We start from the raw sequence: 18,288 nt of genomic DNA, 5'->3' as shown, positions 1-18,288 counted from the left end.
GAGATACAACGAAAAAAGCCCTTTGCAAATGCAAAGGGCTTTTTCTTGTTTGATGCCTGGCAGTTCCCTACTCTCGCATGGGGAGACCCCACACTACCATCGGCGCTACGGCGTTTCACTTCTGAGTTCGGCATGGGGTCAGGTGGGACCACCGCGCTACTGCCGCCAGGCAAATTCTTTTCTACCGAACTCATGCCTATTCTGAAACTGGTGCTGATACCCAGAGTCGAACTGGGGACCTCACCCTTACCAAGGGTGCGCTCTACCAACTGAGCCATATCAGCACACTATATTTGATGCCTGGCAGTTCCCTACTCTCGCATGGGGAGACCCCACACTACCATCGGCGCTACGGCGTTTCACTTCTGAGTTCGGCATGGGGTCAGGTGGGACCACCGCGCTAGTGCCGCCAGGCAAATTCTGTCTCCGCGCCGCCCGCAGGCCGCGCAGAATTATCCGTCACAAGCTGAAAGTCTCTCAAAAACGCCTCTGGCGTTGTAAGGTTAAGCCTCACGGGTCATTAGTACCGGTTAGCTCAACGCATCGCTGCGCTTACACACCCGGCCTATCAACGTCGTCGTCTTCAACGTCCCTTCAGGACCCTCGAGGGGTCAGGGAAAACTCATCTCGGGGCAAGTTTCGTGCTTAGATGCTTTCAGCACTTATCTCTTCCGCACTTAGCTACCGGGCAGTGCCATTGGCATGACAACCCGAACACCAGCGGTGCGTTCACTCCGGTCCTCTCGTACTAGGAGCAACCCCCCTCAGTTTTCCAGCGCCCACGGCAGATAGGGACCGAACTGTCTCACGACGTTCTAAACCCAGCTCGCGTACCACTTTAAACGGCGAACAGCCGTACCCTTGGGACCTACTTCAGCCCCAGGATGTGATGAGCCGACATCGAGGTGCCAAACACCGCCGTCGATATGAACTCTTGGGCGGTATCAGCCTGTTATCCCCGGAGTACCTTTTATCCGTTGAGCGATGGCCCTTCCATTCAGAACCACCGGATCACTATGACCTGCTTTCGCACCTGCTCGCGCCGTCACGCTCGCAGTCAAGCCAGCTTATGCCATTGCACTAACCTCACGATGTCCGACCGTGATTAGCTGACCTTCGTGCTCCTCCGTTACGCTTTGGGAGGAGACCGCCCCAGTCAAACTACCCACCAGACACTGTCCGCAGCCCGGATCACGGGCCCACGTTAGAACATCAAACGTTAAAGGGTGGTATTTCAAGGTTGGCTCCACGCGGACTGGCGTCCGCGCTTCAAAGCCTCCCACCTATCCTACACATCAAGGCTCAATGTTCAGTGTCAAGCTGTAGTAAAGGTTCACGGGGTCTTTCCGTCTTGCCGCGGGTACACTGCATCTTCACAGCGAGTTCAATTTCACTGAGTCTCGGGTGGAGACAGCCTGGCCATCATTACGCCATTCGTGCAGGTCGGAACTTACCCGACAAGGAATTTCGCTACCTTAGGACCGTTATAGTTACGGCCGCCGTTTACCGGGGCTTCGATCAAGAGCTTCTCCTTGCGGATAACCCCATCAATTAACCTTCCGGCACCGGGCAGGCGTCACACCGTATACGTCCACTTTCGTGTTTGCACAGTGCTGTGTTTTTAATAAACAGTTGCAGCCAGCTGGTATCTTCGACTGGCCTCGGCTCCGGGAGCAAGTCCCCTCACCTACGCGCCAGCGTGCCTTCTCCCGAAGTTACGGCACCATTTTGCCTAGTTCCTTCACCCGAGTTCTCTCAAGCGCCTTGGTATTCTCTACCTGACCACCTGTGTCGGTTTGGGGTACGATTTCGTGTTACCTGATGCTTAGAGGCTTTTCCTGGAAGCAGGGTATCAGTCACTTCAGCTCCGTGGAGCCTCGTCGTCACGCCTCAGCCTTGATTATCCGGATTTGCCTGGATAACCAGCCTACACGCTTAAACCGGGACGACCGTCGCCCGGCTGACCTAACCTTCTCCGTCCCCCCTTCGCAGTAACACCAAGTACAGGAATATTAACCTGTTTCCCATCGACTACGCCTTTCGGCCTCGCCTTAGGGGTCGACTCACCCTGCCCCGATTAACGTTGGACAGGAACCCTTGGTCTTCCGGCGAGCGGGCTTTTCACCCGCTTTATCGTTACTTATGTCAGCATTCGCACTTCTGATACCTCCAGCGGCCCTCACGGACCACCTTCTGCGGCTTACAGAACGCTCCCCTACCCAGCAACGCAAGCGTCGCTGCCGCAGCTTCGGTGCATGGTTTAGCCCCGTTACATCTTCCGCGCAGGCCGACTCGACCAGTGAGCTATTACGCTTTCTTTAAATGATGGCTGCTTCTAAGCCAACATCCTGGCTGTCTGTGCCTTCCCACATCGTTTCCCACTTAACCATGACTTCGGGACCTTAGCTGGCGGTCTGGGTTGTTTCCCTCTTCACGACGGACGTTAGCACCCGCCGTGTGTCTCCCGTGATAACATTCTCCGGTATTCGCAGTTTGCATCGGGTTGGTAAGCCGGGATGGCCCCCTAGCCGAAACAGTGCTCTACCCCCGGAGATGAGTTCACGAGGCGCTACCTAAATAGCTTTCGGGGAGAACCAGCTATCTCCCGGTTTGATTGGCCTTTCACCCCCAGCCACAGGTCATCCGCTAATTTTTCAACATTAGTCGGTTCGGTCCTCCAGTTAGTGTTACCCAACCTTCAACCTGCCCATGGCTAGATCACCGGGTTTCGGGTCTATACCCTGCAACTTAACGCCCAGTTAAGACTCGGTTTCCCTGCGGCTCCCCTATACGGTTAACCTTGCTACAGAATATAAGTCGCTGACCCATTATACAAAAGGTACGCAGTCACACCACAAGGGCTCCCACTGCTTGTACGTACACGGTTTCAGGTTCTGTTTCACTCCCCTCGCCGGGGTTCTTTTCGCCTTTCCCTCACGGTACTGGTTCACTATCGGTCAGTCAGGAGTATTTAGCCTTGGAGGATGGTCCCCCGATGTTCAGACAGGATACCACGTGTCCCGCCTTACTCATCGAGCTCACAGCTCATGCACTTTTGTGTACGGGAGTGTCACCCTGTACCCTGCGCCTTTCCAGACGCTTCCACTAGTGCACAAGCTGATTCAGGCTCTGGGCTGCTCCCCGTTCGCTCGCCGCTACTGGGGGAATCTCGGTTGATTTCTTTTCCTCGGGGTACTTAGATGTTTCAGTTCCCCCGGTTCGCCTTGCAGCACTATGTATTCATGCTGCAATGATGCACTGAGTGCACCGGGTTTCCCCATTCGGACATCGCCGGCTGTAGCGGTTCATATCACCTTACCGGCGCTTTACGCAGATTAGCACGTCCTTCATCGCCTCTGACTGCCAGGGCATCCACCGTGTACGCTTAGTCGCTTAACCTCACAACCCACAGGCGTTTTGCAACGCTGCAGACTGCAAGCATTTGAGAGACTCGTCCGCATCGCTGTGCCACTCCCTGTTACGGAGAAATGGCGCGACGCGTCGTTTCAATTTTCAGCTTGTTCCGGATTGTTAAAGAGCAAATATCTCAAACGTGATGCGGTCATCAGCTGACCAAATCAGTTTTGAGATACTGAGCAGCGACACCTTTCACCTGTCACCAAGCAAGTGGCGTCCCCTAGGGGATTCGAACCCCTGTTGCCGCCGTGAAAGGGCGGAGTCCTAACCGCTAGACGAAGGGGACACGTCAGTGTCACGACTTCGCAGCCGTCTTGCTCATTACTTTTTATCAGACAATCTGTGTGAGCACTTCGCGGGAAGGTATCTTCAGGTAAGGAGGTGATCCAACCGCAGGTTCCCCTACGGTTACCTTGTTACGACTTCACCCCAGTCATGAATCACAAAGTGGTAAGCGCCCTCCCGGGGGTTAAGCTACCTACTTCTTTTGCAACCCACTCCCATGGTGTGACGGGCGGTGTGTACAAGGCCCGGGAACGTATTCACCGTGGCGTTCTGATCCACGATTACTAGCGATTCCGACTTCACGGAGTCGAGTTGCAGACTCCGATCCGGACTACGACGCACTTTATGAGGTCCGCTTGCTCTCGCGAGGTCGCTTCTCTTTGTATGCGCCATTGTAGCACGTGTGTAGCCCTACTCGTAAGGGCCATGATGACTTGACGTCATCCCCACCTTCCTCCGGTTTATCACCGGCAGTCTCCTTTGAGTTCCCGACCGAATCGCTGGCAACAAAGGATAAGGGTTGCGCTCGTTGCGGGACTTAACCCAACATTTCACAACACGAGCTGACGACAGCCATGCAGCACCTGTCTCACGGTTCCCGAAGGCACTCAGGCATCTCTGCCCGATCCCGTGGATGTCAAGAGTAGGTAAGGTTCTTCGCGTTGCATCGAATTAAACCACATGCTCCACCGCTTGTGCGGGCCCCCGTCAATTCATTTGAGTTTTAACCTTGCGGCCGTACTCCCCAGGCGGTCGACTTAACGCGTTAGCTCCGGAAGCCACGCCTCAAGGGCACAACCTCCAAGTCGACATCGTTTACGGCGTGGACTACCAGGGTATCTAATCCTGTTTGCTCCCCACGCTTTCGCACCTGAGCGTCAGTCTTCGTCCAGGGGGCCGCCTTCGCCACCGGTATTCCTCCAGATCTCTACGCATTTCACCGCTACACCTGGAATTCTACCCCCCTCTACGAGACTCAAGCCTGCCAGTTTCAAATGCAGTTCCCAGGTTAAGCCCGGGGATTTCACATCTGACTTAACAGACCGCCTGCGTGCGCTTTACGCCCAGTAATTCCGATTAACGCTTGCACCCTCCGTATTACCGCGGCTGCTGGCACGGAGTTAGCCGGTGCTTCTTCTGCGGGTAACGTCAATGACGAGGCGTATTAAACCTCATCCCTTCCTCCCCGCTGAAAGTACTTTTACAACCCGAAGGCCTTCTTCATACACGCGGCATGGCTGCATCAGGCTTGCGCCCATTGTGCAATATTCCCCACTGCTGCCTCCCGTAGGAGTCTGGACCGTGTCTCAGTTCCAGTGTGGCTGGTCATCCTCTCAGACCAGCTAGGGATCGTCGCCTAGGTGGGCCGTTACCCCGCCTACTAGCTAATCCCATCTGGGTTCATCCGATGGTGTGAGGCCCGAAGGTCCCCCACTTTGGTCTTGCGACGTTATGCGGTATTAGCCACCGTTTCCAGTGGTTATCCCCCTCCATCGGGCAGATCCCCAGACATTACTCACCCGTCCGCCACTCGTCACCCGAGAGCAAGCTCTCTGTGCTACCGTCCGACTTGCATGTGTTAGGCCTGCCGCCAGCGTTCAATCTGAGCCATGATCAAACTCTTCAATTTAAAGTTTGATTTGCTTCATCTCGTGAAGCGATGCTCTGTGAATTAAACTTCGTAATGAATTACGTGTTCACCCAGCAGAGACTTGATATTTTTTGCGTCCGGAGACGCTGATATCAATCCTGCGAGTGCCCACACAGATTGTCTGATAAATTGTTAAAGAGCAGTGCGACCAGCGGGTTAACCGTCTGTCGCGAGGTGGCGTATATTACGCTAACCTCCTTCAGAGTCAACTTCTTTTTTCGAAGTTTTTCTCCGGCGGCTCAGTCTCCTGAACCTCCCGACCCGTCATCCCGTAAGGCGGTGTGCCGTGTCAGTGGAGGCGCATTATAGGGATCCGGTTTCAGAGCACAAGCCTTTTTTTAGATCTTTTTTTCGAGTGTCGAGAATTCATCCAGATTGATGAGATCATCATCGATCTCAGGCAAAAACCCCTTGCCTGCCGTCTGAAATCACATCACGCTGCCAGGAAATTAATAAAGGAGCCCTATTATGAAGACAGCCTTACGCCCCTATAAAGAGATGTTTCCGCAATCGGGTCTGCGCGTAATGGTAGATCCAAGTAGCGTAGTGGTTGGCAACGTCATTATGGAAGATGACGTCAGTATTTGGCCATTAGTGGCTATCCGCGGCGACGTAAATCAGGTTCGTATTGGCGCACGCAGCAACATTCAGGACGGCAGTGTCCTGCATGTGACACATAGATCTGCGGCAAACCCAGAAGGTTTTCCTCTTATTATTGGTGAGGACGTCACGGTTGGGCACAAAGCGATGCTACATGGCTGTACGATTGGCGATCGCGTATTAGTAGGAATGGGAGCGATTTTACTTGATGGGGTAATAGTAGAGAACGATGTGATGATTGGCGCGGGTAGTTTGGTTCCTCCGGGTAAACGTTTAGAAAGCGGCTATCTCTATCTGGGAAGTCCGGTTAAACAGATCCGGCCGCTTAATCAAAAGGAAATTGAGGGGCTACTCTATTCCGCTAACAACTACGTTGGCTGGAAAAATGATTATCTTGCTGAAGCCAGCCAAACCCAGCCTTGATTATCAACCTGTTCATGACGAATACAGGCTTCAGCCTCTTCTTCCAGATCCCAACGATGGTCGCTGAATAGCGCCATCGTGTCGCCTTCGCCGAAGCGTTGATGTAATGCCTCGATGTTAATGGCACAGGTTAATCCCATTCCATTTACTAATACCGGAAAACAAACAGCGTTTCGTTCGGGATCAAGATATACACGATCGGGAAACTGGATCGCCTGATTCATGGATGCATTTCGCTTTTCAGGCGTTCAATTACAGGCGAGATTTCGGGCATAATGCCGTGCCATAAATGAAAAGCATGTGCAGCCTGACCCACCAGCATTCCTAAACCGTCTGCCAGATGAATCGCACCCTGTTGTTGGCACCAGTGTAAAAAAGGTGTCAGCCCCGTTTGATAAAACATGTCATAACAGCGCACGTTTGCCTGTATCAAGGAGGCTGGCAGTGATGGTATCTGTCCATCTACTCCGCTAGAAGTGGCATTGATAACGAGTTCGAATGCCATGCCATTCAGATCATCGACCCCACAAGCCCTTATCGCACCACTGTGCTGAAAGAGTGTCGCTAATTCCGTTGCCCGAGACAGCGTACGGTTAGTTACCGTCACCGCGACCCCTAATGAAAGTAACGGCAGAATTACTCCACGGGCAGCCCCTCCTGCTCCAACTAACAAAACTCTGTCGCCTGGATTGATCATCGAGAGGCGTTCAAGATCGCTTAATAATCCAATGCCATCGGTATTGTCGCCAAGAATATAGCCATCCTTGTGCTTTTTTAAAGTATTCACCGCGCCCGAAAGCGCCGCGCGCTCGCTTAACTCATCAGCAAATTCCCACGCCTGCTGTTTAAACGGCAAAGTGACGTTTGCACCGATGCCGCCTTGTGCAAAAAACTCAGCGATCGCGTCAGGAAAACCATCCAGCGGTGCACAAATACGCCCATAGCGATGATCAATCCCGGTCTGTTTCGCAAATGCGCGATGTATTAAGGGCGATTTACTGTGATTAATTGGGTGGCCAAAAACGGCAAAGTTATCCATGAATTATCCCTGACGTATAAGATCGCCGGTAATCACATCGCGAATTTCAGAAGGATTGAGACGTCCTCCCGTTTTTCCTTGCAGCACGGGGAATTGCTCGCCGAACTGCTGCTTCACTTCTTCAGCTGTACGGCACGGCGGCTGCCCCGAAAGATTGGCACTGGTGGACACTAAGGGTTTGCCAAATGCGCGACACAATGCTTGTACATCAGGATGATCACTGACGCGTATTGCTAACGAATCGAATTGCCCGGTTAACCAACGTGGTGTATGCGGTGGCGCCGGCACAACAAAGGTCACAGGACCGGGCCAACAAGCAAACATCCGCTCACGCTGAATCACTGAAAGCTCACGGTCAGAAATATAAGGCTCCAGCTGCGCATAATCAGCGGCAATTAAAATTAAACCTTTCTCAACCGGGCGTTGCTTCAATGCCAGTAAGGCCATCACAGCTTTTTCACTATCAGGATCACAGCCCAGGCCAAAAACGGCTTCAGTGGGATACGCAATAACCTCATGACGATTCAGATGGCTTACGCAATCAGATAGCGAGCCAGAAGGGTGTTGATTATGCATGTTGATTTCTTATTTCTCTTCGGTAATAGCTTTGCTACAACTTTTACTGGCACAAAAACGTTTCACGCCTTGCGCCGTCTTTTTCTCAACTAACAATGGAAACTGGCAGTACGGGCAAATTCCGGCAACTGGCGTAAAATTGACGGCGAACTGACAAGCAGGATAACGATTGCAGGCATGGAACGTTTTGCCGTAACGGGAGCGACGTTGAATGAGTTTCCCTTGATGACACTGAGGGCACTCTATCGTCGTTTCGTCTGGCTTATCGATGGTTTCGGTATAGTCACATTCAGGATAATGACTACAACCGATAAACATGCCGTAGCGTCCCTGTCGCAAAACTTTGTCAGCACCGCACTCGGGACAAGCATGCCCCTCCAGCACTTTAACTACATGCCCATCGCCCTGATTTTTTAGCGGACGAATATAGTCGCACGCAGGATAATTTGCGCAGCCCAGAAAAGGACCGTGTTTGCCGGAGCGAACAACCAGTTCTGCCCGCAAGCGGGGCAAGGATCCTGTTTTCGCACGGTAAAAAGTGCTGCTTTACTCATAACGGTGAATGCATGAAAGGAAATTTAATGCAGCATACCTTCATTGACGTCGAATAGCAGTTCTTCCATCTGCTGATAAGCGTTTTCACATCCAGGGATATTAAACAGTACCATCAACACTACCCATTTGAGATCTTCTAAATCGAACTCAAGCGTATCGAGCGCCATGACACGTTCAATAACCATTTCGCGTGTTTCAAGATTCAAGACCTGGATTTGTTCCAGGAAAAGCAAGAAGCCACGACTTTCGGCATCTAAACGTTGGCTCTCTTCATCTGTATAGATACGCATCGAGAGCGGATCGTTTGCCAGCAAAATTGGCGCGACCAGTCCTTCCTGATAATCCGCCAGCTTTTCTAACCAGTTCAACGCATTATAAATATCTTCACGATGAAACCCGGCATCCGTCAAGTCATCTGTCAATCTGTCCTGATCAACACCCATTTCTGCTTCGTTGTGGATATATGTCTCAAACAAGTACATGAGTACGTCGAACATGGCATGCCCTCCTCAATCGGACATAGCCGCCGGGTACAGCTGCGATCCATCCTGCTAACTCCAGTTCCAGCAACTGAGCTGTGATAACTGGCACAGGTTGGCCGGCACGTTCAGCGACAACGTCAACAGGTGTAACCTCATCACCTACGTTAGCCAACACATCGGCAAATGGCAATGGAGCATCGACACTGTCATCAGAATAAATTTCGTCTGATTGTGTAACAGGTAACCAGTTAAGTGTACTACGTAGATCCTCGAGTATGTTATTAGGATGTGCCACCAGCATAGCGCCTTGCTGAATCAACCAGTTTACACCTTCACTATTCGGGTTTCCCAACACACCGGGTAAAGCATAAATATTGCGATTTTGCTCTAAGGCGTAACGGGCAGTCACTAATGAACCACTTTTCAATGAAGCCTCGATAACTAAAACGCCCCGGCTTAACCCGCTAATAATACGGTTGCGTCGAGGAAAATGGGTTGCGTATGGCGGCATATCTAACGGAAATTCTGACAGGACGGCCCCGCCGTTTGCCACGATCTCTTCAGCGAGCGCATGATGGTTTTTGGGGTAGAGCTGTTGCAGGCCGCTACCCAATACCGCGATCGTTTTGCCTTTAACCTCGACAACCGTCCGATGCGCTATCCCATCAATTCCACGCGCTAATCCGCTGGTGATGGTTAAGCCACTCAGAGATAACTGTTGAGTAAACCATTCGCACCAGTTACGGCCATAATGTGAGCAGTTTCGGCTGCCAACCACGGCCAGTTGCGGTGTGTTTAAGGCAGCAGGATCGCCTTTAATATAAAGAACTGGCGGGAAGCGTTTAGTTTCTGCTAACTGTGCGGGATAATGCTTATCAAGAGCGGTCAAGAGATGATGTGTTCGATCACTGCTTAGCCATTTTTGCACAGCATCTACTGCGGCTTCCGGAAATATAAAAAACTGGTTAATCTGGCTTTTACTGAATCCAGACTGGGCAAAAACCGTTGCGCTGTCTTGACCATCAAGCAGCAATTTAGCGATATCCACCCAAGCTTTTCCTGCCATTCCACTTACAGCGGCTAACCGCAAACAGAGCGCCAGTTTTTCCATTATTCGCGTCCTTTTTACTCATGGCTTGCTGTGGTGGAATGCTGTCAATCAGGCCTCAAAAAGTCTACAATATGAGGAAGTAATCTTTTCTTAACCGAACACAGATCTGGAAATTTATGTCAGTTTTGCAGGTATTACATTTCCCTGACGAGCGTCTCCGCAAAATCGCCACGCCAGTAAAAGAAGTTAACGCAGACATTCAGCGTATCGTGGATGATATGTTCGAAACGATGTATGCCGAAGAAGGCATTGGCCTGGCCGCCACGCAAGTCGATATTCATCAGCGCATCATTGTTATTGATGTTTCTGAAAACCGTGATGAACGTCTGGTCTTGATTAACCCAGAATTGCTGGAAAAAAGCGGCGAAACCGGTATTGAAGAGGGCTGCCTCTCTATTCCTGAACAACGTGCTTTTGTGCCACGAGCAGAATTTGTAAAGGTTCGCGCGCTTGACCGTGACGGCAACAGCTTTGAACTGGAAACGGGTGATTTGCTGGCAATTTGTATCCAGCATGAAATTGATCATTTGGATGGCAAACTGTTTATTGATTACCTGTCGCCTCTTAAGCGCCAGCGCATCAAAATGAAATTAGAGAAACTGGCGCGTCAAAACGCGCGCGAGTCTTGATACTTTAAGAAGGGATAAACGTGTCTGCTCCGCTAAAAATCATTTTTGCTGGCACACCAGACTTTGCAGCGCGTCATCTTGACGCGCTGCTTGCTTCTGAGCATCAGGTTATCGGTGTGTTTACACAACCCGACCGCCCCGCCGGACGTGGAAATAAGCTGACAGCAGGCCCGGTAAAAGTTCTTGCTCAGGCACATGACATCCCGGTATTCCAGCCTAAATCGTTACGCCCTGAAGAGAATCAGCAGTTAATCGCCGAGCTTCAGGCTGATGTGATGGTTGTCGTGGCTTATGGCTTAATCTTGCCGAAAGCAGTGCTTGAAATGCCGCGATTGGGCTGTATCAACGTGCATGGCTCTTTGCTGCCACGTTGGCGAGGTGCAGCACCTATTCAGCGTGCATTATGGGCAGGTGATAGCGAAACGGGTGTTACCATCATGCAGATGGATGTCGGGCTGGATACGGGCGATATGTTGTATAAACTTGCGTGCCCGATTACTCCTGAAGATACCAGTGCAACGCTTTATGACAAACTAGCGCAGCTAGGCCCACAAGGCATGCTTGATACGTTAGCGCAGCTTGCCTCCAGTCTTGCCCAACCGGAAAAGCAAGATGAAGCATCGGCGAATTACGCTGAGAAGCTGAGCAAAGAAGAAGCACGCTTAAACTGGCAGCTTTCGGCGGTGCAACTTGAACGCTGTATTCGCGCATTTAATCCCTGGCCCGTAAGCTTTTTTATCATTGACGGGCAGCCGGTTAAAGTCTGGAAAGCTACAGTATTGCCTCATGCTAACAAGCAGCCTGGCGAAATCATTGCGGCTGATAAATCTGGTATCCAGATTGCCACAGCAGATGGCGTGCTAAATCTGCTTCAGATCCAGCCTTCGGGTAAAAAACCCATGTCGGCTCAGGATTTGCTTAACTCACGCCGTGAATGGTTTGAACCCGGAACCATTCTGGACTGATTCTTTAGCCCGGTTAATGACCGGGCTTTTTGTTTAATGACCAATATGATGAATAAACCTACGAACCTGCGAAGCCTTTCGGCTCAGCTCATCGAACGTATTGTCGATAAAGGCGAATCACTTAATACCGCGCTTCCTCATGCCCAGAAAAAACTGTCTGATAAAGACAGTGCGTTAGTGCAGGAAATATGTTTTGGTGTGCTACGCACGTTGCCACAGCTGGAAGCCCTGATTGGCAAATTGATGGAACGCCCACTAACCGGTAAACAGCGAGTTTTGCATTATCTACTCATGGTCGGGTTGTATCAAATGCTCTATACACGCATTCCGGCACATGCGATTTTGGCTGAAACGGTTGCTGGTGCCGAAGTGCTTAAGCGCGCTAATTTGAAAGGTTTGCTGAACGGTGTCTTACGTCAGTTTCAGCGCCGACAGGATGAGCTGCTGGCAAGTATCGCAGAGGGTCCGCAGCGTTATCTTCATCCAGGCTGGTTACTTAAACGTTTGCAACAAGCCTGGCCTGAGCAATGGCAGCAAATCATTGAAGCAAACAATGCCCGCCCACCGATGTGGCTGCGCGTTAATCGCCAGCATCATACTCGTGATAACTGGCTGGCATTGCTGGCAGAAAACGAAAAAACAGCTTATACCGATTCAGATGTACCCGATGCGCTACGGCTCGAAACACCCGCTCCCGTTAGTCAGCTTCCTGGCTTTGAAAAAGGCTGGGTAACGGTGCAAGATCTTTCCGCCCAACGTTGTGCTTTACTGCTGGAACCACAAAACGGCGAACAGATTCTTGATCTTTGCGCTGCGCCGGGTGGCAAAACGACCCACATTCTGGAAATCGCGCCGGAAGCACAACTTCTGGCGGTGGATGTAGATTCTCAGCGGCTTAAGCGCGTAAATGAAAACTTGCAACGACTTGGTATGCAAGCGGAAGTAAAACAAGGCGATGGGCGTATGCCGCAAGCGTGGTGTGAAAATCGCCAGTTTGATCGTATTTTGTTGGATGCGCCCTGCTCTGCTACAGGCGTAATACGTCGTCACCCTGATATCAAATGGTTACGCCGCGATCGCGATATTGCAGAGCTTGCAAAGTTGCAGAGCGAAATTCTTGAGGCTGTATGGCCGCATCTCAAACCCGGCGGCACGTTATTATACGCAACCTGCTCCATACTGCCTGATGAAAACCAGATGCAAATAAGCGCCTTTCTGGCGCGTCATAGCGATGCCACAGCGCAGGCGATTTCCGGAGCACCTGAGACAGGTCTACAGGTATTTCCCAGCGTTAATGGCGGCGATGGATTTTTCTACGCTAAGCTGGTTAAAAAAGCGTAGCGTGAATAGAGATGAGCGTTGTTAAGCGATGAAAATCATTATTCTTGGTGCCGGTCAGGTTGGTGGTACGCTGGCAGAAAATTTAGTCGGCGAAAATAACGATATCACTGTTGTCGATACTGATTCGACGCGCTTGCGTCAGTTGCAGGATAAATTTGATCTTCGCGTGGTTCAGGGACATGGTTCCCACCCACGTATTTTACGCGAAGCGGGCGCAGAAGATGCCGACATGTTGGTTGCTGTTACAAACTCCGATGAAACCAATATGATCGCGTGCCAAATCGCTTACTCACTGTTTAACACACCGAACAGAATTGCGCGTATTCGAGCGGCAGATTATTTACGCGATGCAGATAAGCTGTTTATTCCTGAAGCAGTGCCCATTGATCACTTGATTTCACCAGAACAGTTAGTGATCAATAGTATCTATCGCTTGATTCAATATCCTGGGGCGCTGCAGGTTGTAAACTTTGCCGAAGGAAAAGTGAGTCTCGCCGCAGTAAAAGCTTACTATGGCGGTCCTTTGGTTGGTAATCCTCTCTCGATTCTGCGTGAGCATATGCCGCATATTGATACTCGTGTTGCGGCTATTTTTCGTCAGGACCGTCCGATTCGACCTCAGGGCTCAACGATTGTTGAGGCGGGCGATGAAGTGTTCTTCATTGCAGCCAGTCAAAATATTCGCGCCGTCATGAGCGAAATGCAGCGGCTGGAAAAGCCTTATAAGCGCATCATGTTAGTTGGCGGCGGTAATATCGGTTTTGGCCTCGCGCAAAAGCTAGAAAAAAATTACAGCGTTAAACTTATCGAACGTAACCCTCAGCGTGCTGCTGAACTTGCTGAGCAACTGCAAGATACTATCGTTTTTTATGGTGATGCTTCCGACCAGGAGTTACTGGCAGAAGAGCATATTGAGCAGGTCGATTTGTTTATTGCTGTCACTAATGACGACGAAGCAAACATTATGTCGGCGATGCTGGCAAAGAAAATGGGTGCTAAAAAAGTAATGGTATTGATTCAACGCCGTGCATACGTCGATTTGGTACAAGGAAGTGTTATCGATATTGCTATCTCACCGCAGCAGGCAACGATTTCTGCCCTACTGGGGCATGTGCGTAAAGCGGATATCGTTGGCGTTTCTTCTTTACGTCGCGGTATTGCAGAAGCAATCGAAGCTATTGCGCATGGGGATGAAACTACTTCTCGTGTCGTTGGGCGATCAATAGATGATATCAAATTGCCGCCGGGGACTATTATCGGCGCGGTCGTTCGGGGCGATGACGTAATGATTGCAAATGATAATTTGCGTATTGAGCAAGGCGATCACGTAATCATGTTTTTAACCGATAAAAAGTTTGTTCCCGATGTTGAACGTTTATTCCAGCCAAGCCCTTTCTTTCTGTGAGGTTTAGCCAAAAGGAAGCGTACGTTTAAGCGCCGCTTCCAGATAATTCCGCTAAATTCATTGTGATAATGGCAAATACAGCAAGCTTTGTTAGACTTTAAGGATTGGTCAGGGCAAGGAGAAAAGCATGAGTTTATTAAAAGAGTTCCGTGATTTTGCAATGCGCGGAAATGTCGTTGATCTTGCAGTCGGTGTCATCATTGGCGCGGCATTCGGCAAGATCGTTTCTTCGCTGGTTGCGAATATTATTATGCCACCACTGGGCTTACTGATTGGCGGAGTCGATTTCAAATCATTCAGTTGGGTTTTGAAACCTGCGGTTGGAGATACGCCTGCCGTGGTGATGCAATACGGTATCTTTATTCAGACGGTATTTGATTTCATCATCGTGGCTTTTGCTATTTTTATGGCGATCAAGTTAATGAATAAATTGCATAAGAAAAAAGAAGTTGAAAAGCCGGTCGCAAAGCCTTCTAATGAAGAAGTGCTGTTAAGCGAAATCCGTGATTTACTGAAGCAGCAAAATACAAAAATCTGATTATTAGACCGCCATCATGGCGGTTTTTTTATCGCTTAAAACAGAAGACCAGAGATAAGAACTTATCTTATCTCTGGTCTCCCAGCCACGATTTTTTACGTATTTATCCTTACGCTTAAAACTGCCCTTTCCTTTCTGGTTCACCTCAATGCGCTGGCGAAACAGCGGATCGTTAAGTAAAGCCGCAAGAGCGTTATCACGTATCTGCCCTTTAGTATGGTGATATTTATTCATCATTTTTTCCGTTAAGAATTACCTGGCTCATTATTCTGTTAAAACGTATAAATTATTTCTTTTCAGCAACTGCTCCCTTTCCAGAGCTTCAAGTATAGAGCAGGAAATAGTGCTATGGTTTTCGCCACAGCAAGCAGATGAAAGGTGCTGAAGTGAACGTTGCATGGTTTGTAATTCAGCAATCATTATATCTACTTCATTAAGCCTTTTTTGCACAATGGATTTCGATTCCTGGCAAGTATGTTGCGCAGGAGCAACACGAATTGAAAGTAATTCTCTTATCGCCTGCAGGCTGAATCCGAGTTGTCGTCCATAGCGAATAAATTTAAGGCGCTGAAGGTCTTTATCATTGTATAGCCGAAAGCCACCTTCCGTCCGGATTTCATGATCCATCATATGCTGCTTTTCATAAAAACGAACTGTATCTGGCGTAACGTCAGCCAGTTTTGCCAGTTGCCCTATACGATACATTTAGATCTCCCGCCCGAATCGCTGATGAAGGGCGGCCGCGTACTCACCATGAAGAAAATCCGTACTCATGCCTGCCTGACGAAGTTTCATTTCCGGGATCGCTAATTGTTTGCTGTGATCTTTATAACGCTGATCCTCTGGATCAAGCTGCTTAAGAAGATCATTCACTTCAATAGTCTGCCGGCGTAGCTCCAGTTCGGGTGGCAAAAACCCGGCATTTTTCAGCAAGTGATATCCGGCTCTTAACGCCTGCGGAACATGGCTGTTGTCATCAAGATTGAGAGGTTTACCAGCGCCAGGAAGGTTATTGAATTCACCTTTTTCCTCTGCCGCTTTGATATGTTGTTCAGCAAGCTGATCAATTAACCACATAAGCACCTCCTTAAGATATGCATGAGGATCAGCATAGTGAAAAAGGCAAATAACAGACAATAAAAAACCCGCCGAAGCGGGTTTTTTACGTTGCTACAGATTACTCTGCAGCAGCTTCTGCTTGAGCTTCTGGACGATCAACCAGCTCGATGTAAGCCATCGGAGCGTTGTCACCAGCGCGGAAGCCACACTTCAGAATGCGAGTGTAACCACCGGCACGGCTCGCGAAGCGCGGGCCCAGCTCGTTAAACAGTTTTGCCACGATCTCGTTATCACGAGTGCGGGCGAATGCCAGACGACGATTAGCTACGTTGTCGGTCTTGGCAAGAGTAATCAGCGGCTCAACTACGCGGCGCAACTCTTTGGCTTTCGGCAGAGTCGTCTTGATGATCTCATGACGAACCAAAGAGCCAGCCATGTTGCGAAACATAGCCTGACGATGGCTGCTGTTGCGGTTCAGTTGACGACCACTCTTACGATGGCGCATGACCTTATCCTTCTCAGTGAAACCTTAACCTGTGATCCGGTTATTCATCAGCAATGCTTGCCGGTGGCCAGTTCTCAAGGCGCATACCCAGAGAAAGTCCACGTGAGGCGAGCACATCTTTAATCTCAGTAAGAGATTTTTTACCCAGGTTAGGCGTTTTAAGCAGCTCAACCTCGGTACGCTGTACCAGATCACCGATGTAGTGGATAGCTTCTGCCTTAAGGCAGTTAGCAGAGCGGACAGTCAATTCCAAATCGTCAACTGGGCGCAGCAAGATCGGATCGAATTCTGGTTTCTCTTCTTTTACTTCCGGCTGACGTACATCACGTAAGTCAACGAAAGCTTCCAGTTGTTCTGCCAGGATGGTAGCCGCACGACGAATCGCCTCTTCAGGATCGATTGTGCCGTTGGTTTCCATTTCGATGACCAGCTTGTCCAGGTCGGTGCGCTGTTCTACACGCGCTGCTTCAACATTGTAGGCAATACGGTCTACAGGGCTGTAGCAAGCGTCAACCAACAGACGGCCGATTGGGCGCTCATCTTCTTCCGAATGAATTCGGGCAGAAGCCGGCACATAACCACGACCACGCTGAACTTTGATACGCATGCTAATAGATGCGTTTTCATCAGTCAGGTGACAGATTACATGCTGAGGCTTGACGATTTCGACATCACCATCATGGGTGATGTCGGCTGCAGTCACAGGGCCAATGCCAGATTTATTCAGAGTTAAGATAACTTCATCTTTGCCCTGAACTCTTACCGCCAGCCCTTTCAGGTTGAGCAGGATTTCCAGGATATCTTCCTGTACGCCCTCTTTGGTGCTGTACTCATGCAGTACACCATCAATTTCAACCTCGGTCACCGCGCAACCCGGCATGGAAGAAAGCAGAATACGGCGCAGTGCGTTACCAAGAGTATGGCCAAAGCCACGCTCTAACGGCTCAAGGGTCACCTTGGCGTGCGTCGAACTCACTTGCTCGATATCTACCAGGCGCGGTTTTAGAAACTCTGTCACAGAACCCTGCATTGTGTCCTCTCTTTGGTACTAAGCTTTACTTAGAGTAAAGCTCGACGATCAGGTGTTCGTTAATGTCCGCAGACAGATCAGTACGCTCAGGAATACGCTTGAACACACCTTCCATCTTAGTCGCATCAACTTCCAGCCAGGTTGGCTTTTCACGCTGCTCAGCCAGCTCCAGAGCGGCCTTCACGCGAGATTGCTTTTTGGCTTTCTCACGGATGCTAACGACATCATTCGGAGATACCTGATAAGAAGCGATGTTAACAACGCGGCCATTTACCAGAACAGACTTATGGCTCACCAGCTGACGTGCTTCTGCACGAGTGGCACCAAAGCCCATACGATAAACTACGTTGTCCAGACGGCCTTCCAGCAGAGCCAACAGGTTTTCACCGGTGTTGCCTTTCAGACGTGCTGCTTCTTTGTAGTAATTACGGAACTGACGCTCAAGCACACCGTAGATACGACGAACTTTTTGCTTTTCACGTAACTGACCGCCGTAATCAGACAGACGCGGTTTACGCGCACCATGCTGACCAGGCGCTTGTTCAATTTTACACTTGGAATCGATCGCGCGAACGCCAGACTTAAGGAATAAGTCAGTGCCCTCACGACGGCTCAGCTTGAGCTTAGGACCCAAATATCTTGCCATTTTCTTTCTCCAACTATCCTAAAAAACGGGC

At 50.1% G+C, this 18,288-nt stretch carries 17 protein-coding genes, 2 tRNA genes, 4 rRNA genes and 1 pseudogene; 6 read left to right on the top strand and 18 right to left on the bottom strand.

Annotated elements, in window-relative coordinates; all coding sequences use genetic code 11:
• Nucleotides 1–54: 54 nt before the first annotated feature.
• From rrf (O3W44_RS14500) to O3W44_RS14475, 6 genes are all read right to left on the bottom strand, one after another.
• A 5S ribosomal RNA gene (gene rrf / locus O3W44_RS14500) occupies nt 55–170 on the bottom strand.
• Nucleotides 171–208: 38 nt separating this feature from the next.
• Nucleotides 209–284: transfer RNA gene (locus O3W44_RS14495), tRNA-Thr, on the bottom strand.
• Nucleotides 285–298: 14 nt separating this feature from the next.
• Nucleotides 299–414, bottom strand: a 5S ribosomal RNA gene (gene rrf / locus O3W44_RS14490).
• A gap of 85 nt (nt 415–499) precedes the next feature.
• Nucleotides 500–3,399: ribosomal RNA gene (locus O3W44_RS14485) — 23S ribosomal RNA — on the bottom strand.
• Nucleotides 3,400–3,628: 229 nt separating this feature from the next.
• A tRNA-Glu gene (locus O3W44_RS14480) sits at nt 3,629–3,703 on the bottom strand.
• 88 nt (nt 3,704–3,791) lie between these two features.
• Nucleotides 3,792–5,332, bottom strand: a 16S ribosomal RNA gene (locus O3W44_RS14475).
• Together the 16S, 23S and 5S rRNA genes with 2 tRNA genes alongside form the textbook arrangement of a ribosomal RNA operon.
• 489 nt (nt 5,333–5,821) lie before the next feature.
• Between O3W44_RS14475 and O3W44_RS14470 the strand changes: the two genes are divergently transcribed.
• Nucleotides 5,822–6,376 carry a gamma carbonic anhydrase family protein gene (locus O3W44_RS14470; RefSeq protein ID WP_269293608.1) on the top strand — a complete coding sequence of 185 codons (555 nt, stop codon included), beginning with the start codon at nt 5,822–5,824 and terminating at the stop codon, nt 6,374–6,376.
• Here O3W44_RS14470 and O3W44_RS14465 read toward each other — a convergent pair.
• From O3W44_RS14465 to dprA, 6 genes and pseudogenes are all read right to left on the bottom strand, one after another.
• A complete protein-coding gene (locus tag O3W44_RS14465) occupies nt 6,343–6,600 on the bottom strand; it encodes a DUF1488 domain-containing protein (protein ID WP_269293607.1) in 258 nt (85 codons plus the stop codon). The two genes, O3W44_RS14470 and O3W44_RS14465, sit on opposite strands and share 34 nt — an antisense overlap.
• The gene (aroE, locus tag O3W44_RS14460; RefSeq protein ID WP_269293606.1) at nt 6,597–7,415 is read right to left on the bottom strand and encodes a shikimate dehydrogenase; all 819 of its coding nucleotides are present in this window, start codon (nt 7,413–7,415) and stop codon (nt 6,597–6,599) included. Before aroE ends, O3W44_RS14465 begins: the two co-directional genes overlap by 4 nt.
• 3 nt (nt 7,416–7,418) lie before the next feature.
• Nucleotides 7,419–7,991 carry an L-threonylcarbamoyladenylate synthase type 1 TsaC gene (gene tsaC, locus O3W44_RS14455; protein ID WP_269293605.1) on the bottom strand — a complete coding sequence of 191 codons (573 nt, stop codon included), beginning with the start codon at nt 7,989–7,991 and terminating at the stop codon, nt 7,419–7,421.
• 9 nt (nt 7,992–8,000) lie between these two features.
• Nucleotides 8,001–8,545: pseudogene (locus tag O3W44_RS14450) on the bottom strand (topoisomerase DNA-binding C4 zinc finger domain-containing protein).
• Between the two features lie 24 nt (nt 8,546–8,569).
• Entirely contained in the window at nt 8,570–9,043 is a 474-nt protein-coding gene (smg, locus tag O3W44_RS14445) for a DUF494 family protein Smg (RefSeq protein ID WP_269293604.1), read from the bottom strand.
• Entirely contained in the window at nt 9,015–10,139 is a 1,125-nt protein-coding gene (gene dprA / locus O3W44_RS14440; protein WP_269293603.1) for a DNA-protecting protein DprA, read from the bottom strand. Before dprA ends, smg begins: the two co-directional genes overlap by 29 nt.
• Before the next feature lie 116 nt (nt 10,140–10,255).
• On the opposite strand from dprA, the gene def reads away from it, so the two are divergent.
• From def to mscL, 5 genes are all read left to right on the top strand, one after another.
• Complete coding sequence (gene def, locus O3W44_RS14435) at nt 10,256–10,768, top strand: peptide deformylase (protein ID WP_269293602.1); 513 nt, start codon at nt 10,256–10,258, stop codon at nt 10,766–10,768.
• A gap of 20 nt (nt 10,769–10,788) precedes the next feature.
• Nucleotides 10,789–11,733 (top strand): methionyl-tRNA formyltransferase, encoded by a 945-nt coding sequence (gene fmt / locus O3W44_RS14430; protein WP_269293601.1) that lies wholly within the window; start codon nt 10,789–10,791, stop codon nt 11,731–11,733.
• A gap of 48 nt (nt 11,734–11,781) precedes the next feature.
• Nucleotides 11,782–13,074, top strand: a complete 1,293-nt coding sequence (gene rsmB / locus O3W44_RS14425) for a 16S rRNA (cytosine(967)-C(5))-methyltransferase RsmB (RefSeq protein ID WP_269294447.1) — start codon at nt 11,782–11,784, stop codon at nt 13,072–13,074.
• 28 nt (nt 13,075–13,102) lie between these two features.
• Nucleotides 13,103–14,479, top strand: a complete 1,377-nt coding sequence (gene trkA, locus O3W44_RS14420; protein ID WP_269293600.1) for a Trk system potassium transporter TrkA — start codon at nt 13,103–13,105, stop codon at nt 14,477–14,479.
• A gap of 127 nt (nt 14,480–14,606) precedes the next feature.
• Entirely contained in the window at nt 14,607–15,017 is a 411-nt protein-coding gene (gene mscL / locus O3W44_RS14415; protein WP_269293599.1) for a large-conductance mechanosensitive channel protein MscL, read from the top strand.
• Nucleotides 15,018–15,020: 3 nt separating this feature from the next.
• On the opposite strand, the gene O3W44_RS14410 is transcribed toward mscL, so the two are convergent.
• From O3W44_RS14410 to rpsD, 6 genes are all read right to left on the bottom strand, one after another.
• Nucleotides 15,021–15,251, bottom strand: a complete 231-nt coding sequence (locus O3W44_RS14410) for an alternative ribosome-rescue factor A (RefSeq protein WP_269294446.1) — start codon at nt 15,249–15,251, stop codon at nt 15,021–15,023.
• Between the two features lie 30 nt (nt 15,252–15,281).
• The gene (gene zntR / locus O3W44_RS14405) at nt 15,282–15,722 is read right to left on the bottom strand and encodes a Zn(2+)-responsive transcriptional regulator (protein ID WP_269293598.1); all 441 of its coding nucleotides are present in this window, start codon (nt 15,720–15,722) and stop codon (nt 15,282–15,284) included.
• A complete protein-coding gene (locus O3W44_RS14400) occupies nt 15,723–16,094 on the bottom strand; it encodes a DUF1992 domain-containing protein (RefSeq protein ID WP_269293597.1) in 372 nt (123 codons plus the stop codon). It lies immediately after the preceding gene.
• Between the two features lie 100 nt (nt 16,095–16,194).
• Nucleotides 16,195–16,581: a 50S ribosomal protein L17 gene (gene rplQ / locus O3W44_RS14395; protein ID WP_009087575.1), complete on the bottom strand. Its 387-nt coding sequence runs from the start codon at nt 16,579–16,581 to the stop codon at nt 16,195–16,197.
• A gap of 40 nt (nt 16,582–16,621) precedes the next feature.
• A complete protein-coding gene (locus tag O3W44_RS14390; protein WP_007891688.1) occupies nt 16,622–17,611 on the bottom strand; it encodes a DNA-directed RNA polymerase subunit alpha in 990 nt (329 codons plus the stop codon).
• Nucleotides 17,612–17,636: 25 nt separating this feature from the next.
• Nucleotides 17,637–18,257, bottom strand: a complete 621-nt coding sequence (gene rpsD / locus O3W44_RS14385) for a 30S ribosomal protein S4 (protein WP_008927131.1) — start codon at nt 18,255–18,257, stop codon at nt 17,637–17,639.
• Nucleotides 18,258–18,288: the final 31 nt, after the last annotated feature.

The organism is Pantoea sp. LMR881 (assembly GCF_027157825.1).
Lineage (GTDB): Bacteria > Pseudomonadota > Gammaproteobacteria > Enterobacterales > Enterobacteriaceae > Pantoea > Pantoea haifensis.
Note: the sequence above shows the minus strand (reverse complement) of the source record. Positions and strands in the feature narration are given on the sequence as shown.